Source organism: Pseudomonas sp. NFR16 (assembly GCF_900108875.1).
GTDB lineage: Bacteria > Pseudomonadota > Gammaproteobacteria > Pseudomonadales > Pseudomonadaceae > Aquipseudomonas.
The window spans coordinates 383,333-403,923 of sequence record NZ_FNYJ01000005.1; the positions used below are offsets into that span (position 1 = coordinate 383,333).

Here is a 20,591-nt window from a genome sequence, read left to right on the forward strand (position 1 = left end):
AATTTTCTATCCATCAATTAAATCAATCAGTTATGAACATGGATTTTTTTGAGTGTGAAATCATGTCCGAAACTTTGACTATTTGATTGACAGCCCCCACGTCTGCGGCTGATATATCCCTTGTCTCGCCGTTCGACAGCAGGCCTTTCGGCCTTCTGCTCTCTCTCGACGGCCTATTGATCACGGCAAATTCACATGCGGACCGACGGCCATTGCCGACATCGGCTGGCGGTAGCTTTGCCGTAACGCAGTGCGCGTTCCACGCGAAAAGTCTTGCGATTCACTCTCCGCTCAAACGCTCCCGAGGGGCTGTACCATGATGTCGACTTCCCCCGTTTACGTTGAAAAACCGTCCCTGCTCTCTTTTGACAAATCCACAGCAATCGTCCTGGTGGCGATCAGCCTGATGGTGGTCGAAACCTTCTCCGGCGCTTTGCGTTTCTATCTGGATCAGGCCGGCATTTCGGTGATGCTGTACGGCCCGAAGGTCGCCTGCCTCATTCTGTTTGCTCTGGAACTGCGCAACTTCAAGGCAAGTCCGGCGGTGTGGTTGTGCCTGCTGGGGCTGCTCCTGTCAGCGGCGTGGGCGGGACTCAACGGTGCAGGCGCGGGCAACTTCGCGTTCGCACTGTATGGCATCAGCCCCTTGTTGTTCGGCCTTGCCTGTGGCGACCAGATCATTCGCCACAAGCGCCTGTTCATGTGGGCTATCGCGTTCTGCCTGATGGCTTCGCTGGCGGGTATCGCCCTGGATCGCTACATCAACTTGCCATGGAAGGGCTACAGCTACACCATCGCCGGCACCGAGCTGAGCGCAAACACCGCGTGGGCAGCGGAGGATGCGGACCGGCCGGCAGGGTTTGCGCGAATCTCGAGCGCGCTGGCGATCATCATCTCGATCTTCAGCCTGTACCTGATCGCGACCTTGCGCTCCAGGCTGCTTGGCCTGCTGGTCTGCGCGATCGGGTTGGGGGGCGTGATATTGACCACCAGCAAAGCGCCGGCACTGGGTTTCATCGGCGCTGTGGGTCTGCTGATGATCTGCCGGTTCCGCTGGACCACTCGCGCGGCCGTTGTCGTGGCCGTCGTACTGGGGATTTCGCTGCCGTTCCTTGCACTGATGGTCGACTTCGACCCCAACAAGATCTCCGCGACCAGTGCGCTTGCGTCCATTTACGACCGGCTGATCAACACCTGGCCGAATGTGATCAAGGCGCTGATCAGTGAAGACCGTGCGATCACCGGCGCAGGCTTCGGGCTGGTAGGCAGCTCTGTGGCGGCGTTCCCGGTCATAGACGCGGACGTCTTCATGATTTCCGACAGTACCGTGGTTTATCTTTGGGCGATCTTCGGCCTGGCGGGGCTGTTTTTATACGCTCTGCACATTCCTCTGTTCTTCATCCTCGCCGACAGCACCACGCGTTATGGCCGCGCCATGCTGGGCACCAGCTTTTGCATTTGCATCGTCAGCTGGACCACCGACACGCTGGAAGTCACCCTGGCCAACCTCTTCCTCGGAATGGCCGTAGGGCATGTGCTGGCCGTGAAGTCGCAAGTGAGAAACGCCCTCCCAAAGCCACTTGAGCTGCCGCGATGGAACCCGCTGCCGGGGCTGAGCTGAACAGGGATCACACGCATGCGCTTTTCAATCTGCCGCGGTGTCAGCCTGTCCATGTTGCTGGCGCTGTCATTGGCCAGCACCGCGTTCGCCGAACCGTTCATCGTCGGCGTCGCGACCCATTCGATGAACAATTCACAGCAGCCACTGCGCAGCCTGGAGCTGGCAAAAGCCGCCGGCATTGCCTCGGTGCGCGATGATGCCTTCTGGTCGACTTCTGAACCGGAGCGCAATCAACACCGCATCATCCCGCTATGGCGCGCGTGGCTGGGGACGGCGAAAGGGCTGGACATGAGCTCGATGATCATCCTGGGCTACGGCACGTCGTACACCGGCAATGTGAAACCGCGCACGCCTGAAGTCAAAGCGCCCTATCTGAATTATGTGGATTACATCTCCCGTCAGTTAGGCAGCCCGGTGAAGTTCTATGAAGTCTGGAACGAGTGGGACCTGGACAGTCCGACCGACTCTCGCCTGAGCACGGACTACGTGAAGCTGGTCCGCGATGCCGCGCCCATCATTCGCAAAAACAATCCACAGGCCAAGGTGCTGGCCGGCGCGGTGACGACAGCAGGCATCAAGGGAGGATTCGTCGACCGCATGGTGGCCGCGGGTGTGTTCAAGGATGCCGACGGGATTTCGCTTCACCCTTATGTGCACTGTGAAGGCGCAGACCGCAACACCCCGGAAAGCTGGATTACGTGGCTGCGCGATGTGGACCACAGCATCAGCTCCAAAGCCGGCAAGCCAATCGCGCTTTATCTGACCGAGATGAGCTGGCCCAGCCATGATGGAAACTGTGGCATCAGCGTCGTTCGTCAATCGGCGTATCTGGCGCGAACCTACTTTCTGGTTCGCACCCTGCCCAACGTCAAAGGCATGTGGTGGTACGACCTGATTAACGATGGCGACGCTCGGGATGAACAGGAGCACAACTTCGGACTGCTCAACAGCGACCTGAGCGCAAAGCCGGCGTATTCGGTGCTCAAAGCCATCAGCCCCTACGTACGGGACTTTACGTACGACCCTGCCAACAGCCTGCAAAAAGACGGCATCTACACACTGGCCTTTACCCATGGCAGCGAACGCATATGGGTGGCCTGGGCGTTGGGCCGGGCGAGAGACGTACAGATCACCGCCCAGGCAATGAACAACCGCCCCGTCACCGCGCTGGACACTCAGTCTGCAGACAAAGGCATGACCGAAACCCAGCAACACTGGTCGTGCAACGCTGATCGATGCGCGACGTCCGTGACGCTCGATGAGTTTCCCAAGATCATTCGGGCAAGCCCCGACCCTTGATCCCGCCCTGCAAAAGCCCGCCTGACGTAGTCAGCGCGGGCTTTTTTGTTTCTACTAAGCCACCAAATGCGGCCTCTCGACAGGAACTTACGCAACCACCCCAGCCTGCACATGAACGCCCAGCATTTCTCGGGCGATTCGGTCGGCGTCGATGAAGGCTCGGGAGTAGCTGCCAGCAGAAGGCACATAGTGGTTGTAATACGTGGCGCCCTCCACGACCGGTCCAGTTATCCACAAGTTCGGTAGCGCCCTGCCGTGGCTGTCGACGTGAATGCCGTTTCCGGAACCGTCGAGGCTGTGGATAATTCCAGTCTCACGCAGTTGCCTGATGACCACCGGCTGGGTGTCAGCCTTTGAGTTGCTGCTCACATGAGCCTTGATGACCTGTGTCAGCTTCACTCTGTCTCCCGAGCCGAGCTCTATAAATGTCACGTCAGCCGCTTCATTGTGGATAACTTGAGCGCAGTGCACCCACTCGACTAGGCGGGCGTTGGACAATGCCAGCAGCTCCTGATGGCGTTCTTTTTGCGGCCCGGCGACCATGCGGTTGACCAGTGGGGCGTATTCCAAAAAGAAAATGCGATGGGATTCAGGCTTCAGACCTCCGTTATCCACAACGCGACGAATCTGTTCCCGGCAGCTTCTCCACACTTCTGCGGCAGCCTTAAGAGGGCTGTGGTCAAGGTCAGCGATACTCTCAGCGATGTCGCGCTCTATGAAGCCACGCATCCATGCACCATAGTTTTCCATCGGTGGACGTTGAAAGTGAGGGTTATACACAGCCTCGTCCAGGCTTGGAGCGGAAAACCGTGCGGCTAACTCGCCAGCTCTTCTATCCACGTCTCCCACCAGGAAGGCATGGGCGATTTCTGATTTGATTCGCTGAGGCGACTCACCTTTGAGCGACGCGAACATACCGAAATATTCGGCGAGCATTTCTGCTTTGATGAGCGGTAGCACCTGCGCCTCGAAATCGAGGCCTTCTGGATGATCAGCTCGAAGTGCGGCCACCGCCGACAGGGTAAAAATCAAAGCGGGAGGATTCACTCGATGAGCAGCTATATCAGGGCGCGTGCGATAGGGAAGACCCTTCCGCGAGTACAGAAACAGCCGCGGCTCATGCCCGCTGGGCACGTACTCAAGCCCTTGAGGCCCGTGCACGAAGCGACCTCCTCGCCCCACCGTCAGTGTCGCAACCGCGTCCATTGCCGATAAGCCCAGGCCTTGTATAGCAATCGCGTCTGTGGATGAAATATTGGTTAGATCGTGTAACTGTGGATAAACAGGAGCCATCACATCCGAGTCTGAGCTGTTTTCCACACTCGGAGCCGGCTGCGAGTGCCCGACGGTGATCAGCAGCCAGTCGACCGGATGCTTTCCCGCACTCCCTGTGGAAAGTATGAACTCGCCCATATCGGTGTGCTCAACGTTATCCACAACGCAGGCATGATGCCTGACCGTCACATTGGCGGGCAGGTGTCGGATAACCTCCGCATACGTCCAGCGCAGGTACTCGCCGAGCCACCGGCGGGGCAGAAACTCGTTCGGCCTGACGCTGCGCTCCGCGGACTTGTAACGCAGGCACCACTCATAGAAATTGGGTCCGCGTCGGCCGGTCAGGCCCGCCAGTGCGGCTGGGTCGGGAAACATGGAGATCTGCGACGCGACGGTATTGAGCATCAGATAGTCGGGTTGATCGACCGAATGCAGCCCCGGTCCCGGCGTTTGAGGATCGAATACGCTGATTTCGACCTGACGCCCGATATCACCAGCCAGTGCACACAGCCGCTCGAGAACGGTGAGACCCCGAGAGCCGCAACCAACAATACCCACTCTGATCGATGGCGTGCTCGGCGCGCCTGATGTGGATAACTTCTCTATGGGCAGTGCCGGGCTCAGTTCCATCTCAGTGTCTCTCCAAAGAACGAATCGATGACGACTGCGCGCGATTCCGACAGCGCCATGTCGACGATGAATTTACTCAGCGCAAGGTCCAGCACACCCAGGCCGAAAGGCGAGAAAATGGATGGCCTGGCCGGATCCAGTTCGACTTCCCCGCGGATCAGCCCGGCCAACGTGCCGTTCATGAACGAACGGTTGCCGGTGAGCTGTTCAGCCAGATGAGGCGATGTGTTGGCCTTCATGCAGTGCTCAACGTCATCGCAGAGGTTGTTGGCCTTGAGCAGCAGCTCTGGCGCGATGTCGCGAAGCGAAATGTTCAATACCACCTGACCCGGCCTGAAGACCATCGGCGCACGCACATAAGGCTCACCCGCTGTCGTTGCGAAAATGACAAGGTCCGCCGCCAGCGCTTGCTCGAGGGAGCCGATGCGGGCTGTGCATAAGTCGTTCTGCTCAATGAAGCCTGTAAGCGCATTTGCCGATGCTGCGTCGAAGTCATGCACGACTGCGTCGGTGAATTCCCAGCCCTCTACACAAAGCATTCGAGCGATGTTGCGCGCAATCACTCCGGCGCCGACGAATCCTACAGATCGCGCCTTTCTTGACTGACCGTTGAGCCAGTACGCGCCTGACACGGCCGACGCTGCGGTTCTGACTGCGCTGATCTGCGCACCTTCCAGGCAGGCGTAGGGATAACCGGTTTGGCGATCATTGAGGATGACCACAGCCGAAGCACGCGGCTGCTGATGCGCCACATTGCCTGGGAAGCTGGAGATCCATTTGATGCCAGCCACTGCGTCGTCTCCGTCGAGCGCCGCAGGTAGCGCGATGATCCGGTTGGCGGGCTGCTGTGGAAAACGCAAAAAGTAACTGTCGGGATTGAGGGTTTGCCCATCATGATGCTGCAGATAGACGTGTTCGATTCGCGCAACCATGCTGTCAGCATGGCGTTCCAGAATCTCTTTGATCACAGCGCCGGGAATGACGTGGAAGTCAGGCATTGACGGCTTCCCCTTCGAAGGTGTGGACGTAGTTCCTCAGATAGCGGCTGATGGGTTGGCTGCCCAGCGCGACGAGTTCGGCGCGCCCGAACTTCTGCATGACCCACTCATCGTTGTAGATGGTTTCCAGGTACCGCTCGCCGGCATCCGGAGAGATTGCTACCACCACCGCATCCTTCGGAATGCCCAGCGAGGGTGCCGCCAGCCCCGCGACCACCGTCCCGGTGGAGCCGCCCGCCAGCACGCCATTGGACTTCGCCAGCCAGCGACACATGGCGACGGTTGCCCTCTCATCCACCACTTGCTGTTTGTGTAAATGGTTGGCGCGGAAGATCGGCGGCATCTGGCTGGAACCCAGCCCTGGGATGAAGCGGCTGCCCGGCGCCTGGCCAAACGTCACGGACCCCACGCTGTCGACCGCGATGATTTTGGTGCGAGGCGAATGCTTGCGAAAGTACTGCACACAGCCCATCAGCGTACCTGTCGTGCCCGCGCCCACCACAAGGTAATCCAGCGCCGGAAAGGCGATGTGAATCGAACGCGCCGTGGTGTGTTCATGAGTACGCGCATTGGCAGGGTTGCTGTACTGATTGAGCCACAGGTAACGCGGATCGCGGGCGACTGCATCACGGATATAGCGGATCCGGGTGCCCAGATACCCGTCGTTGTCGTCGCGCTCAGTGACGATCACGATCTGCGCACCGAAAGCCTCCATCATCTTGATGTTGTGCAGGTTGGTGTTGGGATCGACCACGCAGCAGAACTTGTAGCCACGCTCTGCGCAGATCATCGCCAGCGCCACGCCGAGGTTGCCCGACGATGACTCGATCAACACGGTGTCCTTGTGGATAAGTCGGCGCTCGGCGTAGGAATCGATCAGGCCGATCGCAGTCTTCATCTTGATCGAGCCCGCCGGATTGCATGATTCGAGCTTCAAATGCAGGTTTTCGAACCCCAGCCCCTTGAGCCGGACAAAGTTCGAGTCGCCTACGATGTGGGAGATGAAGTTCATGGCCGTGCCTCCACGCGTGCAGGCATCGATAACGCCGGATGCGCCACGACAGGCGCGAGCTGCCGAGGCTGGGTGGCGAGCAAAGCGTCCGTCAGGTGCTGCGCACGCAGGGCGACCATGGAAAACGACTGAGCATCGCTGATGCCGTGAGTCTTCTCCGACGTCCCGTTGGCCAGAATCTGTAGGCCTTCACTGTTCTGCAAGCCCACGCGATAGTGCCGGTCCACTGCCAGGCTGCCGTCTTCATCGCGCAATAGCCAAGGCTGCAGCAAGGTCAGCAAAGGTGGCACCGCGAGCTGTTCGTAACCCGTGCCCAGCACGATGCCGTCGACATAAAGCGTGGTTTCAAGGCCTGTGTTGCTGTCCCGCAGCACCACCGAGTAAGCGTCACCAACCTTCTCTACGCTCTGCACGCTGGACCATGTATGCAGGTTGAGCCGCTGGTGCCCACTCACCTCACCTTCGTACATGAATGAGTAGAGCGCCTGGCTCTCATCGGCGTCGATGCCTGCGTAGTTGGTCGAACGAATTGCCTCGAAGACTCTGTTGCGGCTCGCCGGCTGCAGTTGATGGAAATAGTCCACCTGCTCCGGGAGGAAGGCCATGTTGGGGAACTGCCCCAATTGACCGACGCGGAAACCGACACCGCGATGAACCGAATGCACCTGCGTCGTCGGCGCGGCGCCGAGCAGGTGCGTAACGGCCTCGCCGGCGCTTTGGCCCGAGCCCAGTACGAGCCAGCGCTGCGCGATAGGACCACCGCCAAGGTGGATGTTTTTCAAGTACTGAGAGGTGTGGAAAACCCGGCCGCCAAGGTGAGGCGCAAACGCTTCAGGAATTCTTGGCAGGCTGCCATGGGACAGCACCAGACGCCGCGTGCGATAAGTCCCTTGCGAGGTAACGACATCGACTGCGCGCAAGGTCCCTTTTTCCGCCACCGGCAGAACCTCGAGGACACCTTCGTCGTAGGAGACATATTCCTTGAGCTGCCCCGCCACCCAGGAAATGTAATCCGACCATTCCACGCGACTGGCTGGCCGCCCCAACAGACCGAATTTGTACAGGCGGCCTTTCTCCTTCAAGTACATCGCGAAGGAGAAACGGCTGCGAGGATTGCGAGGCGTGACCAGATCACGAAACACATGATGGTTGATGTCGGTCCCTGCCAGAAGAAACGCGCCATGCCACGTGGAATCCCGACCCTTCTCGAAAAAACGCACGCGCTGGAACGGCTTCTTGCCGTTGTCCTCCGCCTCGTCTTCCAGCGCACACGCCAGTGCGATACCGGCGGGGCCGAAGCCGACCGAGATGACGTCCAGCTCCTGGCGCAAACCCTCGATTTCAAACTGATTCATGGTGGTCCTTCCTGAAAGTACAAAGACGTGGCGAGCCCTGAAGTGGCCCGTTTCAACACAGCAGACGTCGTTCACGGACGTGCTGGTCGGCGTAGACCCACAACGAAACCCGGGCATGATCGTTCTCCCCGTTGCTGAAACTGACGGGGCCGGCAGGTGTGGAAAACTGATTGAAACGCAGGGCGTGAAGCAGGCCGCGACGCTGGCCGGCGGCACCCTCCACAAGGGCAAAGGCCGCAAGGGTTTCGATGGCGTAAACTGGCGCGGGCTCGCCATAGAGGCGGTGGTACGCCAGCTCTGCTGATTGCGCTTCGGGCAAATCGCTGGCGACCGGAAAGCTGATGACATACACCGTGCCGGTCTGCTCAAGTCCACTGACGAGTGCGGGCGAGGCCGCGTCATCGGTGAAAATCATCGGTAATCCACAACCGGCGGCGCGGTTTTCCACAAGGAACTGATGGCTGGCCTTCAGTCGCCCGCAGAACACTACAGCGTCAGCATGTTCCAGCTTCCCAGCCAGCTGCACTGTGGATAACTTCAGCGCCTGTTGTATTTCGTGCATTTGCTGCTGTCCATGCAGGCTGGCGTCTGCAAACAACGCCAGCCGCATGAGGCCTTGCTGTTGGGCGAAGCTCAATAACCGTTCCGCGAGCACTTTGTCCGATGCGCAGACGCGAAATGTTGTGCTGCCGTCCTGCGTTAAAGCTGCACAGGTGGAAGCGGGCAGAATAAGGGGAATGCCTGCCTGTGCATAACTTTCGACAACAGCAGCGGCGGAGTCGGAAGCGAAGTGACCAATGACGGCGTCCACTTGGGCATCGATGAAATGCCTGGCCGCTGCACGGCCACCCTCCGCGCTCGCGCCGTCGTCGAAATAAAAATGTCGCGCGCGGCGAACATTGCCGAACAAGTGACTGGAGAGGTATACCCCGCGCAGGAAGCTGCGAGCATGCAAGGTCGTGCCGACGTCCAGCGCTGCGCATATGCCTATTCGCATCATGACAACGCCACCTCAGCGAACCGTGACGGGCAAAACGCCTCCATGATCGAACGATGGTCGGCGTCCATTGGCAAACCTGCCATCAGTCCGCCGAGTTCAAATGCAAGTAGCTCTGCAACACTGGGCGCCATCTTGAAGCCGATGCCACAGAAGCCTGTTGCCAGATAAATGTGGCTTCTGGCACTGGAGCGGCCAATCAGCGGCCGGCCGTCATCGGTGTAAGCGTCCCAGGCTATCTGCGTCACCACCGGCAGACTGTGGTGTTTGTCATAGCCGAGCCGGGCGACGCGATCCATCACGTCTTGCTCATTATCCAGTGGCGCCAGGTTGAGCTGATCGGCGTGGGCGGCACGCTGACGGCGCTGACCTCCAACCTGAACCAGGTTGCGCCCGAGCGGCAGCAGGTAGGTGTTCAGATTGTGAGCAATGATCGGCATACTCGGCGCCTGGTCACAGCCGAACCGCGTGAAAGGAATCGTGCGTGCATGCACGGCATTACGCGGCCGAGTAAGCGGTCCGCTGGCGCCGCAGGCATCCACCACCCATGTTGCCTCCAGGCAGAGCTTGCCTGCATGGACCTGCACATGACCGTCCAGCTCGACACACCGATCAACCGCCAGATGATCGAGATAAGTGGCCTTCTCGCTGACGTACCGAGAGAGATTCGACACGGCGGTGCGTGCATCGACGGTCCCGCCGCTGCGTTCAATGAGCAGGCATTCGCCGGGGCAGTACGCTGAATAACGTCCGTTATCCAGAGCATCCACCGACGCGTGCAGCTCGATGTTTTCCGAACCTTCGTTGCCGAATGCTTCCAGGTATTTGCCGCAGACCTCGGCGCTGGCGATGTAGGCAACGCCACTGCGGCTCAGCGCCTGCTCGAACATCGCGTGAACGATGCCGGTGCTGCCATGATGCGCGCCGCGACGTGTCAGAGGACGCAGCGCGGGGTCCAACTCCAGCCCCCGGACAATGCCGCCGGTGTCACGGGTTGCGCCCTGGCCTGCGGCGACTCCCTTCTCCATCAGGGCGACATCGAGACCGTTTTCAACCAGTGCAGCGGCAATCGAAGCTCCCATGACACCGGCGCCGATCACGATCACATCGAATGAAGTTTTCATCACCGTGCACCTCCCCGATCAGATTTCGTACTCGACGGCACTGACGTAAACCAGTTGGTGAAACACTTCGTTTTCGGTAAAGCGGCAGTAACGCAGGATCTGCCGGGCCAGATCCGGGAATACCGGAGCACCAATGGCACCGATCAATGCCATGAACGGCAGGATCCGCTTGCCCAGCAACTGGCGGTCTCGTGCGGCGTTGATCACGTCCGATAGCAGCACCGCCAGCCCTTTCATGCTGAAGTGATCCACGGAGGTCACTTCAAACCAGCGCGCCACGAGAATCTTGATCGCGGCCGCATCCGCCGAGCTCACTTTCAGGCTGTCGCCGTCCACGCGTTCGCGTTCGGCCTGCGCCGCGAGCTTGACCAGCACCTCGTTGAAGGTCTGTTCACGCCAGGCAGCAAATTTCTCGACGTCGAAATCGTCCGTGTCCTGCTCGGGTGCGATCAGCGCCAGATAAAAACGGGCACTGTCGGTACAGGCTTGTGCAACAAGATCCCGCGCCCAGATGGCGTAATTCCGGCTGGTGGACAGGTTCTTGCCGTTCAGTGTCAGAAACTGGTTGGTGTAGAAGGTCTGGCGCATGCGGTAGCCGTGCATGGTCTGCAGCAGCGACGGATACACCATCATGTGACTGAATGCGCAGTCGTATCCCAGAAAGTGCACCAGCCGCCCTTTACCGGAACGACAGTATTCGTCGTACTCCCAGGGCGCGTGTTTGTGCTCGTTCAGGTATTCACGGAAAGCCGCCAGATAGCCCGAGAGTCCCATGACCCAGGTGTGGATACGCCGACTGCCATCGGGCTTGAGGTCCAGACCGCCGTCGTGAGGGCGGGTGATGCCCCAGTCAACGGGCCCGATTTCGAACTCTTCATTGAGAAAGCGGCGGATGAAAGGCCGCAGCGGCGCATGTTCGAATGTGTTTTTCAGATGGCTGCGAAAATTCGACAGCGCCAGGAATTCACGTTCTACAGGGCGCCAGATCATGTGCGCGCTGCACAGCTTGCAGCGGAATTGGGACATCTTCGAGGCATTGGGCGTGTGCGCGCATTCTTCGCACTGGCTGGCGTCGGAGTCGGACCCGCAGTGATCACAGTTGCCACGCCCGAACGCTTCGTAACCCCATTTATCGCAATGCTCGCAGTAGGGTTCCTGGCTGACTTTCTTGTAGATCGCCCCGGCTTTCACCGCGAATTCGTACATCTCTTCGACGGCTCTCTTGAAGTAGTTGTTGCGGTATGGCCGCATCCAGAAATCGACCTGGATACCCATCTTCTTCAACGTGTCGTTGATCTTGTCGGTGTTCTCCAGCGCCAGCTCTTGCGCTGGGCGATCCAGTTCAATGCCGCGGCGAAGCATGTAGGACTGATAGTCGTCGGAATAGGAGACCAGCGTGCAGTCGTGGCCGCGCTGGCGCTGTGCGCGGGTGTAGATGTCAGCGGCCAGGAATGGACCGGCCATATGACCGATGTGCAAGTCGCCGTTTGGCGTCGGCGGCGTGATGGTGACAAGCAACTTACCCATTACGAAGCCCTCTGATCGGACACGTCGTGAATCGTCGCCTTCTGCAACGCAAACTCATTCAAGGCGACAGCTTGTTGGGCGTCTTCATCGAGAAACCGGTTGGCAGAATCTCGATCCCACCACACCACGTAAAAATGAAAGTCCTCATCGGTGTCGTTAAGCACATAGTGATCAGTGTGCTTGGGAATGGCGGCGATATCGCCCATGGTGAATGGGTACGTCTGATCCCCCACCACCAACTTGGCTGTCCCCTTGATACCAATGAAAAATTCCTGGTCAATCTGGGTGTGCGACAGCGATTTAGTGTGTGGCCGGACCACACACCAACCGCCGCCAATTGGCGTTGGATAGCCATCCCACGGCAAGAGCCTGGACCCGTCCAGATCATATTCATGAACCAGTTTGTCCCAGGCCATGGGGCGTAATATTTGGAATTCAGTCATGAGGTTCTCCTTCAGCCCGGAGCATCCTTGCTCGTTGTTTATTGGCGTCAGCGAGTACCAATCGACGCCTGCCGGTTGAGGGATAAACTGAAGAAAATCACGAAAGCGAGCAAACTAGAAATACGCAATCGACGGTTAAGTCTGACTTAACCGAACTTTTCTTAATCGGGATATTTATCAATCAGTTAAATGATTTGACCAATGATTGTGTTACGCCACCGGACACTGAAGTAGGACTTAACTGCTGGGATTAACAGTAATAAACAGCAGTCGATGGAGTCAGCGGCTTCTTGTCATACAGCAGTAAAGTCCGCTGTCGGTAGCGCCTGGTCAGACGCAACAACGCCGTTTGAATAATCTCGACCACATGTGCATCGAACGTGCGTGCAGATCAGCGCGTGGTGAATTCCCGCTGGCTGGCAATTGCCTGAGACACCAGCCAGTCGCGAAATTGGCGGCTGGATTTCGGGAGAATCGCGGTTTCGTCGTAAACCAGGTAGTACGCGATCGGTGTATCGATGGTGGCGCGAAACGGCACGACCAAGCGCCCCGACGCCAGTTCTTCGCGTATCAGCGAACGGCGCACCAGCGCGATGCCCATTCCCGCCAGAGCGGCTTCGATCACGCCGTTGGAGTCGACGAAAACCGACCCTCGATGCACTGCGGCTTCACCATCTTCGATACCCACTGCACGCAACCACAACGCCCAATCTTCACGGTGCTCATCGTGCAGCAGGTTGTAGCTCTTCAGGTCGATGGGCGATGACAGATAGCGTGAATCCGGGAGCAGGCTCGGGCTGCATACGGGTTGCAGCCGGTCATTGATGAGCATTTCCACCTCAAGCCCCGGATAGCGACCCAAGCCATGCCGCACGGCAAAATCGACGCCGTCGCCCAATAGGTCAACGAGCCGGTTTGTCGTGCTGATGAGCACTTCGATGCCTGGGCATATGGCTTGAAAATCCGGCAAACGCGGCAGCAACCACTGCATCGCAAATCCGCTGGTGCAACTGACGGTGATGGTGTTCGGCCCGTTGTCATTCATGAGTCGCTGGGTGGCATCGGAAATCTGCCCTAGCGCAGGGCGAATCGCGCGCAGGTAAATCTTCCCCTCAGGCGTGAGTTCCAGGCGCTTGGTGTTGCGGATGAACAGCGTGACACCGACGGCTTTTTCCAGTTTGGCGATTTGTTGACTGATTGCCGCCGGCGTGACGAAAAGCTCCCCCGCCGCGCCTTTCATGCTGGCGTGACGCCCCGTCGCTTCAAAACACAACAGCGCGTAAAGGGGCGGGAATTTCATGCCTGTCCTCAGTTAAGAAAATCTAATGTGCGTTAGAAAAGCTCGCTTGAGCACGGCTTCAGACACTGCTCAAATCATCACACCCTGCCTCGACAAGCGTCAATCGACAACTTTGCGGCGAGGGTTCGACGAAGTGATTCAAAGGGAAGTGCGATGAAATTATCCGACTATGTTCGACTACTTGTCCTCGCCGCTATCTGGGGAGCAAGTTTTTTGTTCATGCGCGTTGCCGCCCCTGTGCTCGGCGCCTTACCTACCGCATTCTTCCGGGTATTACTCGGCGCCATCGGTCTATTGGTCATTCTGGCCATTCTGAAAACCCGACACGAATTCCACGGGAAACTCAGAGCGACGCTTATTCTCGGCGTGATCAACTCTGGCATTCCGTTTTTGATGTACAGCATGGCGGCAATGTTACTGCCCGCCGGGTACTCGGCGATTCTCAATGCCACGACGCCGTTGATGGGTGTGTTGATTGGCTCGATGTTCTTCAATGACTCGCTGACGCCGAAGAAAGCGGCAGGTGTACTGACCGGTCTGGTCGGCATCACATTATTGACCACCACAGGGCCGATGACTTTCACCAGCACCGTCGTGATGGGCGCATTGGCGTGTCTGGTTGCGACCAGCTGCTACGGCGCCGCAGGATTCCTGACGCGTCAGTGGATTGCCGACAAGGGCGGACTGGATGCGAAGCTGGTCGCGTTCGGCAGTCAGATCGGAGCAACGTTATTCCTGGCGCCTTTCTTCGCCATTTCAGCAACGGTCAATCCGCCTGCCAGTTGGGGTGACGCGACCGTCTGGATGTCGCTCGCTGCAGTTGGCTTCATCTGCACGGCCTGCGCCTACATCTTGTACTTCCGGTTGATCGCCGACATCGGACCTGTTCGCTCCTTGACCGTGACATTCCTGATCCCGCCTTTTGGCGTGCTCTGGGGCGTGATGTTTCTTCACGAAAGTCTGTCTGCCGGGCACCTCTACGGCGGCGGGCTGATATGCCTGGCGGTCTGGTTCGTGCTAAGCAAGAGCAAACCCAAACCGGCACCCCAGACGCAGGACACGCCTGCGACCACCTGATTCAAAACTTATCCACAATGTTGATACGCAGTTGTCTGGTGGCGTTGACCAGACGGGGCATGGCTGTGCCTCGAAAAGCGTCGACAGGGACATGAACAGGCTTTCGGAAGACTGACATGGCGACACACACAAGCGCGTTGATCCCTCGGCAAATGGGCTGTGAGACTTCGGCGGAGTATGCAGGATGAGCAGAGCGATCCCGTTGATAGCCCTTCGCACCTTCGTGGAAGTGTGCAAAGTCGGCAGCATGAAGCGCGCGGCTGACCATTTGTGCGTATCGCCTGCTGCCGTGAGCCAGCAGATCAAGGGTCTGGAGGATCAGATCGGCAAGCGCCTGTTCGAGCGCGACGCCAAAGGCATTCAGCTGACTGCCAGCGGCCGTGCTCTGTACGACGAGCTTGCAGACACATTCGACGTGATCGAGAAAGCCTGGTCAGGCGCGTCGCTTAAACAGACTCGGCAAACCCGTCTGGTCATCAGCACGACCTCCACCATCGCCAGTTCCTGGTTGATTCCGGCCTTGGGCGATTTCAAGGCACGCTGTCCGAACGTCGAAATTTCCATCCAGATCTGCAACGGTCTGTCGGACCTCAAGCACGGGCATGTGGATATCTCCATCCAGCGCGAAATGGCCGCCAGCCCGGACAACCACGCCACTCGGCTCTGGTCGTCCTATCTCATCCCCGTTTGCAGCCCCGAGCTGCTCAGCAAACAGCGCAATATCGAAAGCCCGCAGGACTGCCTGACTTTCCCTTTGCTGCAGGACACCGAACGCAACTACTGGAAGGTGTGGATGAATGCATTCGGGATGAATAACCGCAAAATGATCCAGGGTTCAAGTTATGGCGACGAATCGCTGTTGATAAGTGCCGCCTGCGCGGGGCAAGGCATCGCTCTGGTCAACAACGTATTCGCCTCTGAAGCCTTGCAATCCAAACGCCTGGTGCAAGTCACCAATGCGACGTCAGAGCTGAAATTCGACTATTTCGTGTACTGCGCAAAAGAGCGGCGCGAGGAATGGGCGATTGTCGAGTTCATGAAATGGGCGGTGTTACAGGCAGGAAAAACCGCAAACGGGCCGGTACGTGAGGTGGGACAGGTCGCGTGACGGGTTTATCCACAGGTGAAAAAAACCCACCTTATGGTGGGCTTTTTTTTCCTTCATTCCCTCACTGTGGATAACTCACTCCACCGTCACCGACTTCGCCAGATTGCGAGGCTGGTCCACATCCGTGCCTTTGAGCACGGCGACGTAGTACGACAGCAGCTGCAGCGGGATGGTGTACAGGATCGGTGTCAGGGCATCGAGGATGTGCGGCATCGAGATGACGTGGGTGCCTTCGCCGTTGATCATGCCAGCTTGTTCATCGGCGAACACGATGAGTTCGCCGCCACGGGCGCGGACTTCCTGCAGGTTGGATTTAAGCTTTTCCAGCAGTTCGTTGTTCGGGGCGACCGTCACCACCGGCATGTCGCTGTCCACCAATGCCAACGGGCCGTGTTTCAGCTCGCCGGCGGGGTAGGCTTCGGCATGAATGTAGGAGATCTCTTTGAGCTTCAGCGCCCCTTCCATCGCCACTGGGAACTGCGCGCCGCGACCCAGGAACAACGTGTGGTTTTTCTCTGCGAACAGCTCGGCCACTTTTTCCACAGTGCTGTCCATCGCCAGCGCTTCGCCCAGACGCGTCGGCAGGCGACGCAGCTCCTCGACCAGTTCCGCCTCTACGCCGGCAGCCAGCGTGCCTTTGACCTGACCCAGCGACAGCGTCAGCAGCATCAGCGCAACCAATTGGGTGGTAAAGGCTTTGGTTGAAGCGACACCGATTTCCGGTCCGGCCTGAGTCAGCAGTGTCAGGTCGGACTCACGAACCAGCGAGCTGATGCTGACGTTGCAGATTGCGAGGCTGGCCAGGAAACCCAAGTCCTTGGCGTTGCGCAGCGCTGCCAGCGTGTCGGCGGTTTCACCCGACTGCGAGATCGACACGAACAGCGTGTCCGGCTGAACCACGACTTTGCGATAACGGAACTCGCTGGCGACTTCGACCTGGCATGGGATGCCCGCCAGCCCTTCCAGCCAGTAACGCGCGACCATCCCGGCGTGGTAACTGGTGCCGCAGGCAACGATTTGCACGTTGCGCACTTTGGCGAACAGTTCCGCCGCCTGCGGGCCGAACGCCTGAACCAGCACCTGCTGCTGACCCAGACGTCCTTCCAGCGTGCGCTGTACGACTTTTGGCTGCTCGTGGATTTCCTTGAGCATGAAGTGGCGGAACTCGCCCTTGTCGGCGGCTTCGGCACCTTCGCGGTACTGCACGACTTCACGCTCGACGGGCAGGCCCGCAACGGTCCAGATCTGCACGCTGTCGCGGCGGATCTCGGCAATGTCGCCCTCCTCCAGATACATGAAGCGGTCAGTCACCTGACGCAACGCCAGCTGATCCGATGCCAGAAAGTTTTCGCCCAGCCCCAGGCCCACCACCAGCGGGCTGCCGCTGCGCGCTGCAACCAGACGATCCGGTTGTTTGGCGCTGATCACCGCCAGGCCATAAGCACCATGCAGTTCCTTGACCGTCGCCTTCAGCGCGGCAGTCAGATCAGGCGTGTCCTGCAGCTTATGGTGCAGCAGATGCACGATGACTTCGGTGTCGGTGTCGGAAGTGAACAGATAGCCCAATCCCTTCAAGCGCTCACGAAGTGGCTCGTGGTTTTCAATGATGCCGTTGTGGACGACAGCCAGCTCGCCGCTGGAAAAATGCGGGTGAGCATTGTGTTCAACCGGCGCGCCGTGAGTGGCCCAGCGGGTATGCGCGATGCCAAGACGGCCGCCCAGCGGTTCGCCCGCCAGCGACTGCTCCAACTCGTTGACCTTGCCCACGCGGCGACGGCGCTCAAGCACACCGGCGTTGCTGAACAGCGCTACACCGGCGCTATCGTAGCCGCGGTACTCCAGGCGCTTGAGGCCTTCGAGCAGGATGGCAGTGACATTACGTTCAGCGACGGCGCCGACAATTCCACACATGGTCTTCTCCTAGGAAACAGCGGCGCAGATCAACGTCACGCCGCGAGCCTGAATTTGGTCGCGCGCCTCCTGAGGCAGGCGATCATCGGTAATTAGGGTATGGACGCTGCTCCAGGGCAGCTCCAGATTGGGAATTTTGCGGCCGACTTTGTCGGCTTCGACCATCACGATCACTTCGCGGGCGACCTCAGCCATGACGCGGCTAAGACCCAACAGCTCGTTGAAGGTGGTGGTGCCACGCGCCAGATCGATTCCATCGGCGCCAATGAACAACTGATCGAAATCGTAGGAACGCAACACCTGCTCGGCGACTTGGCCCTGGAACGACTCCGAATGCGGGTCCCAGGTGCCTCCCGTCATCAGCAACACCGGCTCATGCTCCAGCTCGCCCAACGCATTGGCGACGTGCAACGAGTTGGTCATCACCACCAGGCCCGGCTGCAACCCCAGTTCTGGAATCATTGCGGCGGTCGTGCTGCCACTGTCGATAATGATTCGAGCATGTTCGCGGATTCGGGCAACAGCAGCCCGGGCGATGGCTTGCTTATGGCGAGAAACCGGCTGGCCAGGCTCGCCGATCAGTTCTTGAGGCATGGGCACCGCGCCGCCGTAACGCCTGAGTAGCAGGCCATTACTCTCCAGCGCAGCCAAATCCTTTCGAACCGTAACTTCGGAGGTTTCAAAACGCTTGGCCAGTTCATCCACACTGACCTCGCCCTGCTCGTTAAGCAGCGCGAGGATGTTATGGCGACGCTGGGGCGTATTGCGTTTCGACATGATGAGCTTAAGTTTCGTTTCGAAAGATAACGAAGGCAATAGAAACCTATCGAATGGTATTCGTCAAGTGTCGAGGGGGCGATTATGCTCAGCGGACGGCTGTGAATAACTTACGATCCGGCTGGGAGGTGAATAGGCCTGACGTGCATAACTGGGGTCAGGCCAGATTCGCGTGTGGATAAGTCAGTCTTTCTTGATCTTGACCGGCCGCTTCCAGCCGTCGATGTTGCGTTGACGAGCACGGGCCACGGCCAGTTGCGCGGGCGCGATGTCCTGATTGATGGTCGAGCCCGCAGCCGTGCTGGCGCCGGATGAGATATTCACAGGCGCTACCAGTGAATTGTTGGAGCCGATGAACACATCCTCGCCCATCACGGTTTTGTGTTTGTTAGCGCCGTCATAGTTGCAGGTGATGGTGCCGGCGCCAATGTTGGTTCGCGCTCCGATCACTGCGTCTCCCAGATAAGTGAGATGCCCGGCCTTGGCGCCCTCGCCCAGGTGAGCATTCTTGAGTTCGACGAAGTTACCCACATGCGCTCGCGCTTCAAGAACGCTGCCCGGTCGCAGTCGGGCAAACGGGCCCGCATCGGCTGCTTCTCCAACGACAGCACCTTCCAGATGACTGTTGGCCTTGATCATCGAGCCTTTGCGCAGCGTCGAGTCCCTGATCACGCAGTTCGGGCCAATGGAGACGTCGTCCTCGATGACCACACGACCTTCGAGAATCACGTTCACGTCGATCATCACGTCTCGACCGACTGTGACTTCTCCGCGTACATCAAAACGAGCCGGATCACGCAGCGTGACCCCTAGCGCCATCAGACGGCGTGCCTCGCGCAGCTGATAATGACGTTCGAGCTCGGCCAATTGCTTGCGGTCATTGGCGCCTTGCACTTCCATCGCATCATGCGGCTGGGCTGTCGCGACCCTCAAACCATCATTGACGGCCATCGCGATGACGTCCGTCAGGTAGTACTCACCCTGAGCATTGTTGTTCGACAGACGACCGAGCCAATCGGCCAGGCGCTTGCCAGGCACCGCCAGGATGCCGGTGTTGCCTTCCTTGATCGCCCGCTGCGCCTCGGTTGCGTCCTTGTGCTCCACAATGGCCGAAACATCGTTTTGCTCATCGCGGACGATCCGGCCATAGCCTGTAGGGTCATCGAGGCTGACGGTCAGCAGGCCCAGCTGCCGGTCATTCACCAGGGTGAGCAAACGCTGCAGGGTTTCCACTTCGATCAGCGGCACGTCGCCGTAAAGAATCAGCACAGTGTCCGCACTCAACACCGGCAGCGCTTGAGCCACGGCGTGGCCAGTGCCCAGCTGTTTATCCTGCAGCACGAAATTCAGGTCCTCGGCTGCCAGCTGTTCGCGCACTCGTTCAGCGCCATGACCGATGACGACGTGAATACCCTGAGGCGAAAGCTGGCGAGCGCTGTGGATAACATGGCCGAGCATGCTGTTGCCAGCAACAGGATGCAGAACCTTGGGCAAAGCGGAGCGCATACGAGTGCCCTGACCGGCCGCGAGAATGACGATATCGAGTGACATGAAGAGATTCCAGGCAGGCGAGCCGCGGCAATATCCGGGCTGGTATTCAGAAGAAAGCCAAAAAAGAAAAAGGGTAGCCGAGGCTACCCTTTTACTCAATCGCGCATGAAAGCTGCCGGCCTTAGCCGCCAAACTTCTTGCGAATTTGCTGAACGGTGCGCAGCTGGGCTGCGGCTTCCGCCAGACGTGCAGCAGCAGATCCGTAGTCGAAATCTGCGCCTTTTTCATTCAGGGCTTTCTCGGCCGCCTTGACGGCTTCCTGAGCAGAGGCTTCGTCCAGGTCGGCAGCGCGTTGCACGGTATCGGCAAGCACTTTGACCATGTTCGGTTGAACCTCAAGGAAACCACCGGAGATGTAAAACACCTCGGCTTCTCCACCCTGCTTGATCAGACGGATCGGACCTGGCTTCAGATCAGTGATCAACGGCGCGTGACCTGGAGCAATACCGATATCACCCAGGTTACCGTGTGCAATCACCATCTCGACCAGACCGGAGAAAATCTCTCCTTCCGCGCTGACGATATCGCAATGGACTGTCATAGCCATTTGCCTGCCTCAACCTGATTAGCGCCCGTTGCCGGGCGC

At 58.7% G+C, this 20,591-nt stretch carries 15 protein-coding genes and 1 pseudogene; 4 read left to right on the top strand and 12 right to left on the bottom strand.

Going from position 1 to position 20,591, the window contains the following annotated elements:
• Window positions 1–316: 316 nt before the first annotated feature.
• Complete coding sequence (locus BMZ10_RS20450; RefSeq protein WP_177182174.1) at window positions 317–1,621, top strand: hypothetical protein; 1,305 nt, start codon at window positions 317–319, stop codon at window positions 1,619–1,621.
• A 15-nt stretch (window positions 1,622–1,636) separates the two neighbouring features.
• Window positions 1,637–2,920 (top strand): hypothetical protein, encoded by a 1,284-nt coding sequence (locus tag BMZ10_RS20455; protein ID WP_093466464.1) that lies wholly within the window; start codon window positions 1,637–1,639, stop codon window positions 2,918–2,920.
• Window positions 2,921–3,007: 87 nt separating this feature from the next.
• Here the strand turns inward: BMZ10_RS20455 and BMZ10_RS20460 are convergent, their stop codons facing one another.
• From BMZ10_RS20460 to gcvA, 8 genes and pseudogenes are all read right to left on the bottom strand, one after another.
• Window positions 3,008–4,825 (bottom strand): FAD/NAD(P)-binding protein, encoded by a 1,818-nt coding sequence (locus tag BMZ10_RS20460; RefSeq protein WP_093466467.1) that lies wholly within the window; start codon window positions 4,823–4,825, stop codon window positions 3,008–3,010.
• Window positions 4,816–6,835 (bottom strand): annotated as a pseudogene (gene sbnA, locus BMZ10_RS27750) (2,3-diaminopropionate biosynthesis protein SbnA). The gene BMZ10_RS20460 and the pseudogene sbnA overlap by 10 nt, the downstream one beginning before the upstream one ends.
• A complete protein-coding gene (locus tag BMZ10_RS20475; RefSeq protein ID WP_093466476.1) occupies window positions 6,832–8,190 on the bottom strand; it encodes a SidA/IucD/PvdA family monooxygenase in 1,359 nt (452 codons plus the stop codon). The pseudogene sbnA and the gene BMZ10_RS20475 overlap by 4 nt, the downstream one beginning before the upstream one ends.
• A gap of 52 nt (window positions 8,191–8,242) precedes the next feature.
• Entirely contained in the window at window positions 8,243–9,190 is a 948-nt protein-coding gene (locus BMZ10_RS20480) for an ABC transporter substrate-binding protein (RefSeq protein WP_093466478.1), read from the bottom strand.
• The gene (locus BMZ10_RS20485) at window positions 9,187–10,311 is read right to left on the bottom strand and encodes an NAD(P)/FAD-dependent oxidoreductase (RefSeq protein ID WP_093466480.1); all 1,125 of its coding nucleotides are present in this window, start codon (window positions 10,309–10,311) and stop codon (window positions 9,187–9,189) included. The genes BMZ10_RS20480 and BMZ10_RS20485 overlap by 4 nt, the downstream gene beginning before the upstream one ends.
• Window positions 10,312–10,329: 18 nt before the next feature.
• The gene (locus tag BMZ10_RS20490) at window positions 10,330–11,838 is read right to left on the bottom strand and encodes a methionine--tRNA ligase (protein WP_093466482.1); all 1,509 of its coding nucleotides are present in this window, start codon (window positions 11,836–11,838) and stop codon (window positions 10,330–10,332) included.
• On the bottom strand, window positions 11,838–12,281 hold the full coding sequence (locus BMZ10_RS20495) for a cupin domain-containing protein (RefSeq protein ID WP_093466485.1): 444 nt from the start codon (window positions 12,279–12,281) through the stop codon (window positions 11,838–11,840). The genes BMZ10_RS20490 and BMZ10_RS20495 overlap by 1 nt, the downstream gene beginning before the upstream one ends.
• A gap of 391 nt (window positions 12,282–12,672) precedes the next feature.
• Window positions 12,673–13,581, bottom strand: coding sequence for a transcriptional regulator GcvA (gene gcvA, locus BMZ10_RS20500; protein ID WP_093466488.1), 909 nt, complete (start codon window positions 13,579–13,581; stop codon window positions 12,673–12,675).
• A 153-nt stretch (window positions 13,582–13,734) separates the two neighbouring features.
• Here gcvA and BMZ10_RS20505 point away from each other — a divergent pair, with 153 nt between their 5' ends.
• Together BMZ10_RS20505 and BMZ10_RS20510 are read left to right on the top strand one after the other, a co-directional pair.
• The gene (locus BMZ10_RS20505; protein ID WP_093466495.1) at window positions 13,735–14,658 is read left to right on the top strand and encodes a DMT family transporter; all 924 of its coding nucleotides are present in this window, start codon (window positions 13,735–13,737) and stop codon (window positions 14,656–14,658) included.
• A gap of 184 nt (window positions 14,659–14,842) precedes the next feature.
• A complete protein-coding gene (locus BMZ10_RS20510; RefSeq protein ID WP_093466497.1) occupies window positions 14,843–15,766 on the top strand; it encodes a LysR substrate-binding domain-containing protein in 924 nt (307 codons plus the stop codon).
• 75 nt (window positions 15,767–15,841) lie between these two features.
• On the opposite strand, the gene glmS is transcribed toward BMZ10_RS20510, so the two are convergent.
• The 4 genes from glmS to BMZ10_RS20530 form a co-directional block, all read right to left on the bottom strand.
• Window positions 15,842–17,677 carry a glutamine--fructose-6-phosphate transaminase (isomerizing) gene (gene glmS / locus BMZ10_RS20515; RefSeq protein ID WP_093466501.1) on the bottom strand — a complete coding sequence of 612 codons (1,836 nt, stop codon included), beginning with the start codon at window positions 17,675–17,677 and terminating at the stop codon, window positions 15,842–15,844.
• A 9-nt stretch (window positions 17,678–17,686) separates the two neighbouring features.
• A complete protein-coding gene (locus tag BMZ10_RS20520; protein ID WP_177182181.1) occupies window positions 17,687–18,457 on the bottom strand; it encodes a DeoR/GlpR family DNA-binding transcription regulator in 771 nt (256 codons plus the stop codon).
• A 180-nt stretch (window positions 18,458–18,637) separates the two neighbouring features.
• Window positions 18,638–20,005 carry a bifunctional UDP-N-acetylglucosamine diphosphorylase/glucosamine-1-phosphate N-acetyltransferase GlmU gene (gene glmU, locus BMZ10_RS20525; RefSeq protein ID WP_093466505.1) on the bottom strand — a complete coding sequence of 456 codons (1,368 nt, stop codon included), beginning with the start codon at window positions 20,003–20,005 and terminating at the stop codon, window positions 18,638–18,640.
• A 121-nt stretch (window positions 20,006–20,126) separates the two neighbouring features.
• The gene (locus BMZ10_RS20530) at window positions 20,127–20,552 is read right to left on the bottom strand and encodes a F0F1 ATP synthase subunit epsilon (RefSeq protein WP_043192055.1); all 426 of its coding nucleotides are present in this window, start codon (window positions 20,550–20,552) and stop codon (window positions 20,127–20,129) included.
• Window positions 20,553–20,591 lie beyond the last annotated feature (39 nt).

What these genes read in the sequence shown, in the direction of transcription:
- BMZ10_RS20460 (WP_093466467.1), bottom strand. Translation starts at nt 4,825, where the DNA reads ATGGAACTGAGCCCGGCACTGCCCATAGAGAAGTTATCCACATCAGGC.
- BMZ10_RS20455 (WP_093466464.1), top strand. Translation starts at nt 1,637, where the DNA reads ATGCGCTTTTCAATCTGCCGCGGTGTCAGCCTGTCCATGTTGCTGGCG.
- BMZ10_RS20480 (WP_093466478.1), bottom strand. Translation starts at nt 9,190, where the DNA reads ATGATGCGAATAGGCATATGCGCAGCGCTGGACGTCGGCACGACCTTG.
- BMZ10_RS20490 (WP_093466482.1), bottom strand. Translation starts at nt 11,838, where the DNA reads ATGGGTAAGTTGCTTGTCACCATCACGCCGCCGACGCCAAACGGCGAC.
- glmU (WP_093466505.1), bottom strand. Translation starts at nt 20,005, where the DNA reads ATGTCACTCGATATCGTCATTCTCGCGGCCGGTCAGGGCACTCGTATG.
- BMZ10_RS20450 (WP_177182174.1), top strand. Translation starts at nt 317, where the DNA reads ATGATGTCGACTTCCCCCGTTTACGTTGAAAAACCGTCCCTGCTCTCT.
- BMZ10_RS20485 (WP_093466480.1), bottom strand. Translation starts at nt 10,311, where the DNA reads ATGAAAACTTCATTCGATGTGATCGTGATCGGCGCCGGTGTCATGGGA.
- BMZ10_RS20530 (WP_043192055.1), bottom strand. Translation starts at nt 20,552, where the DNA reads ATGGCTATGACAGTCCATTGCGATATCGTCAGCGCGGAAGGAGAGATT.
- BMZ10_RS20505 (WP_093466495.1), top strand. Translation starts at nt 13,735, where the DNA reads ATGAAATTATCCGACTATGTTCGACTACTTGTCCTCGCCGCTATCTGG.
- gcvA (WP_093466488.1), bottom strand. Translation starts at nt 13,581, where the DNA reads ATGAAATTCCCGCCCCTTTACGCGCTGTTGTGTTTTGAAGCGACGGGG.
- BMZ10_RS20475 (WP_093466476.1), bottom strand. Translation starts at nt 8,190, where the DNA reads ATGAATCAGTTTGAAATCGAGGGTTTGCGCCAGGAGCTGGACGTCATC.
- BMZ10_RS20495 (WP_093466485.1), bottom strand. Translation starts at nt 12,281, where the DNA reads ATGACTGAATTCCAAATATTACGCCCCATGGCCTGGGACAAACTGGTT.
- glmS (WP_093466501.1), bottom strand. Translation starts at nt 17,677, where the DNA reads ATGTGTGGAATTGTCGGCGCCGTCGCTGAACGTAATGTCACTGCCATC.
- BMZ10_RS20510 (WP_093466497.1), top strand. Translation starts at nt 14,843, where the DNA reads ATGAGCAGAGCGATCCCGTTGATAGCCCTTCGCACCTTCGTGGAAGTG.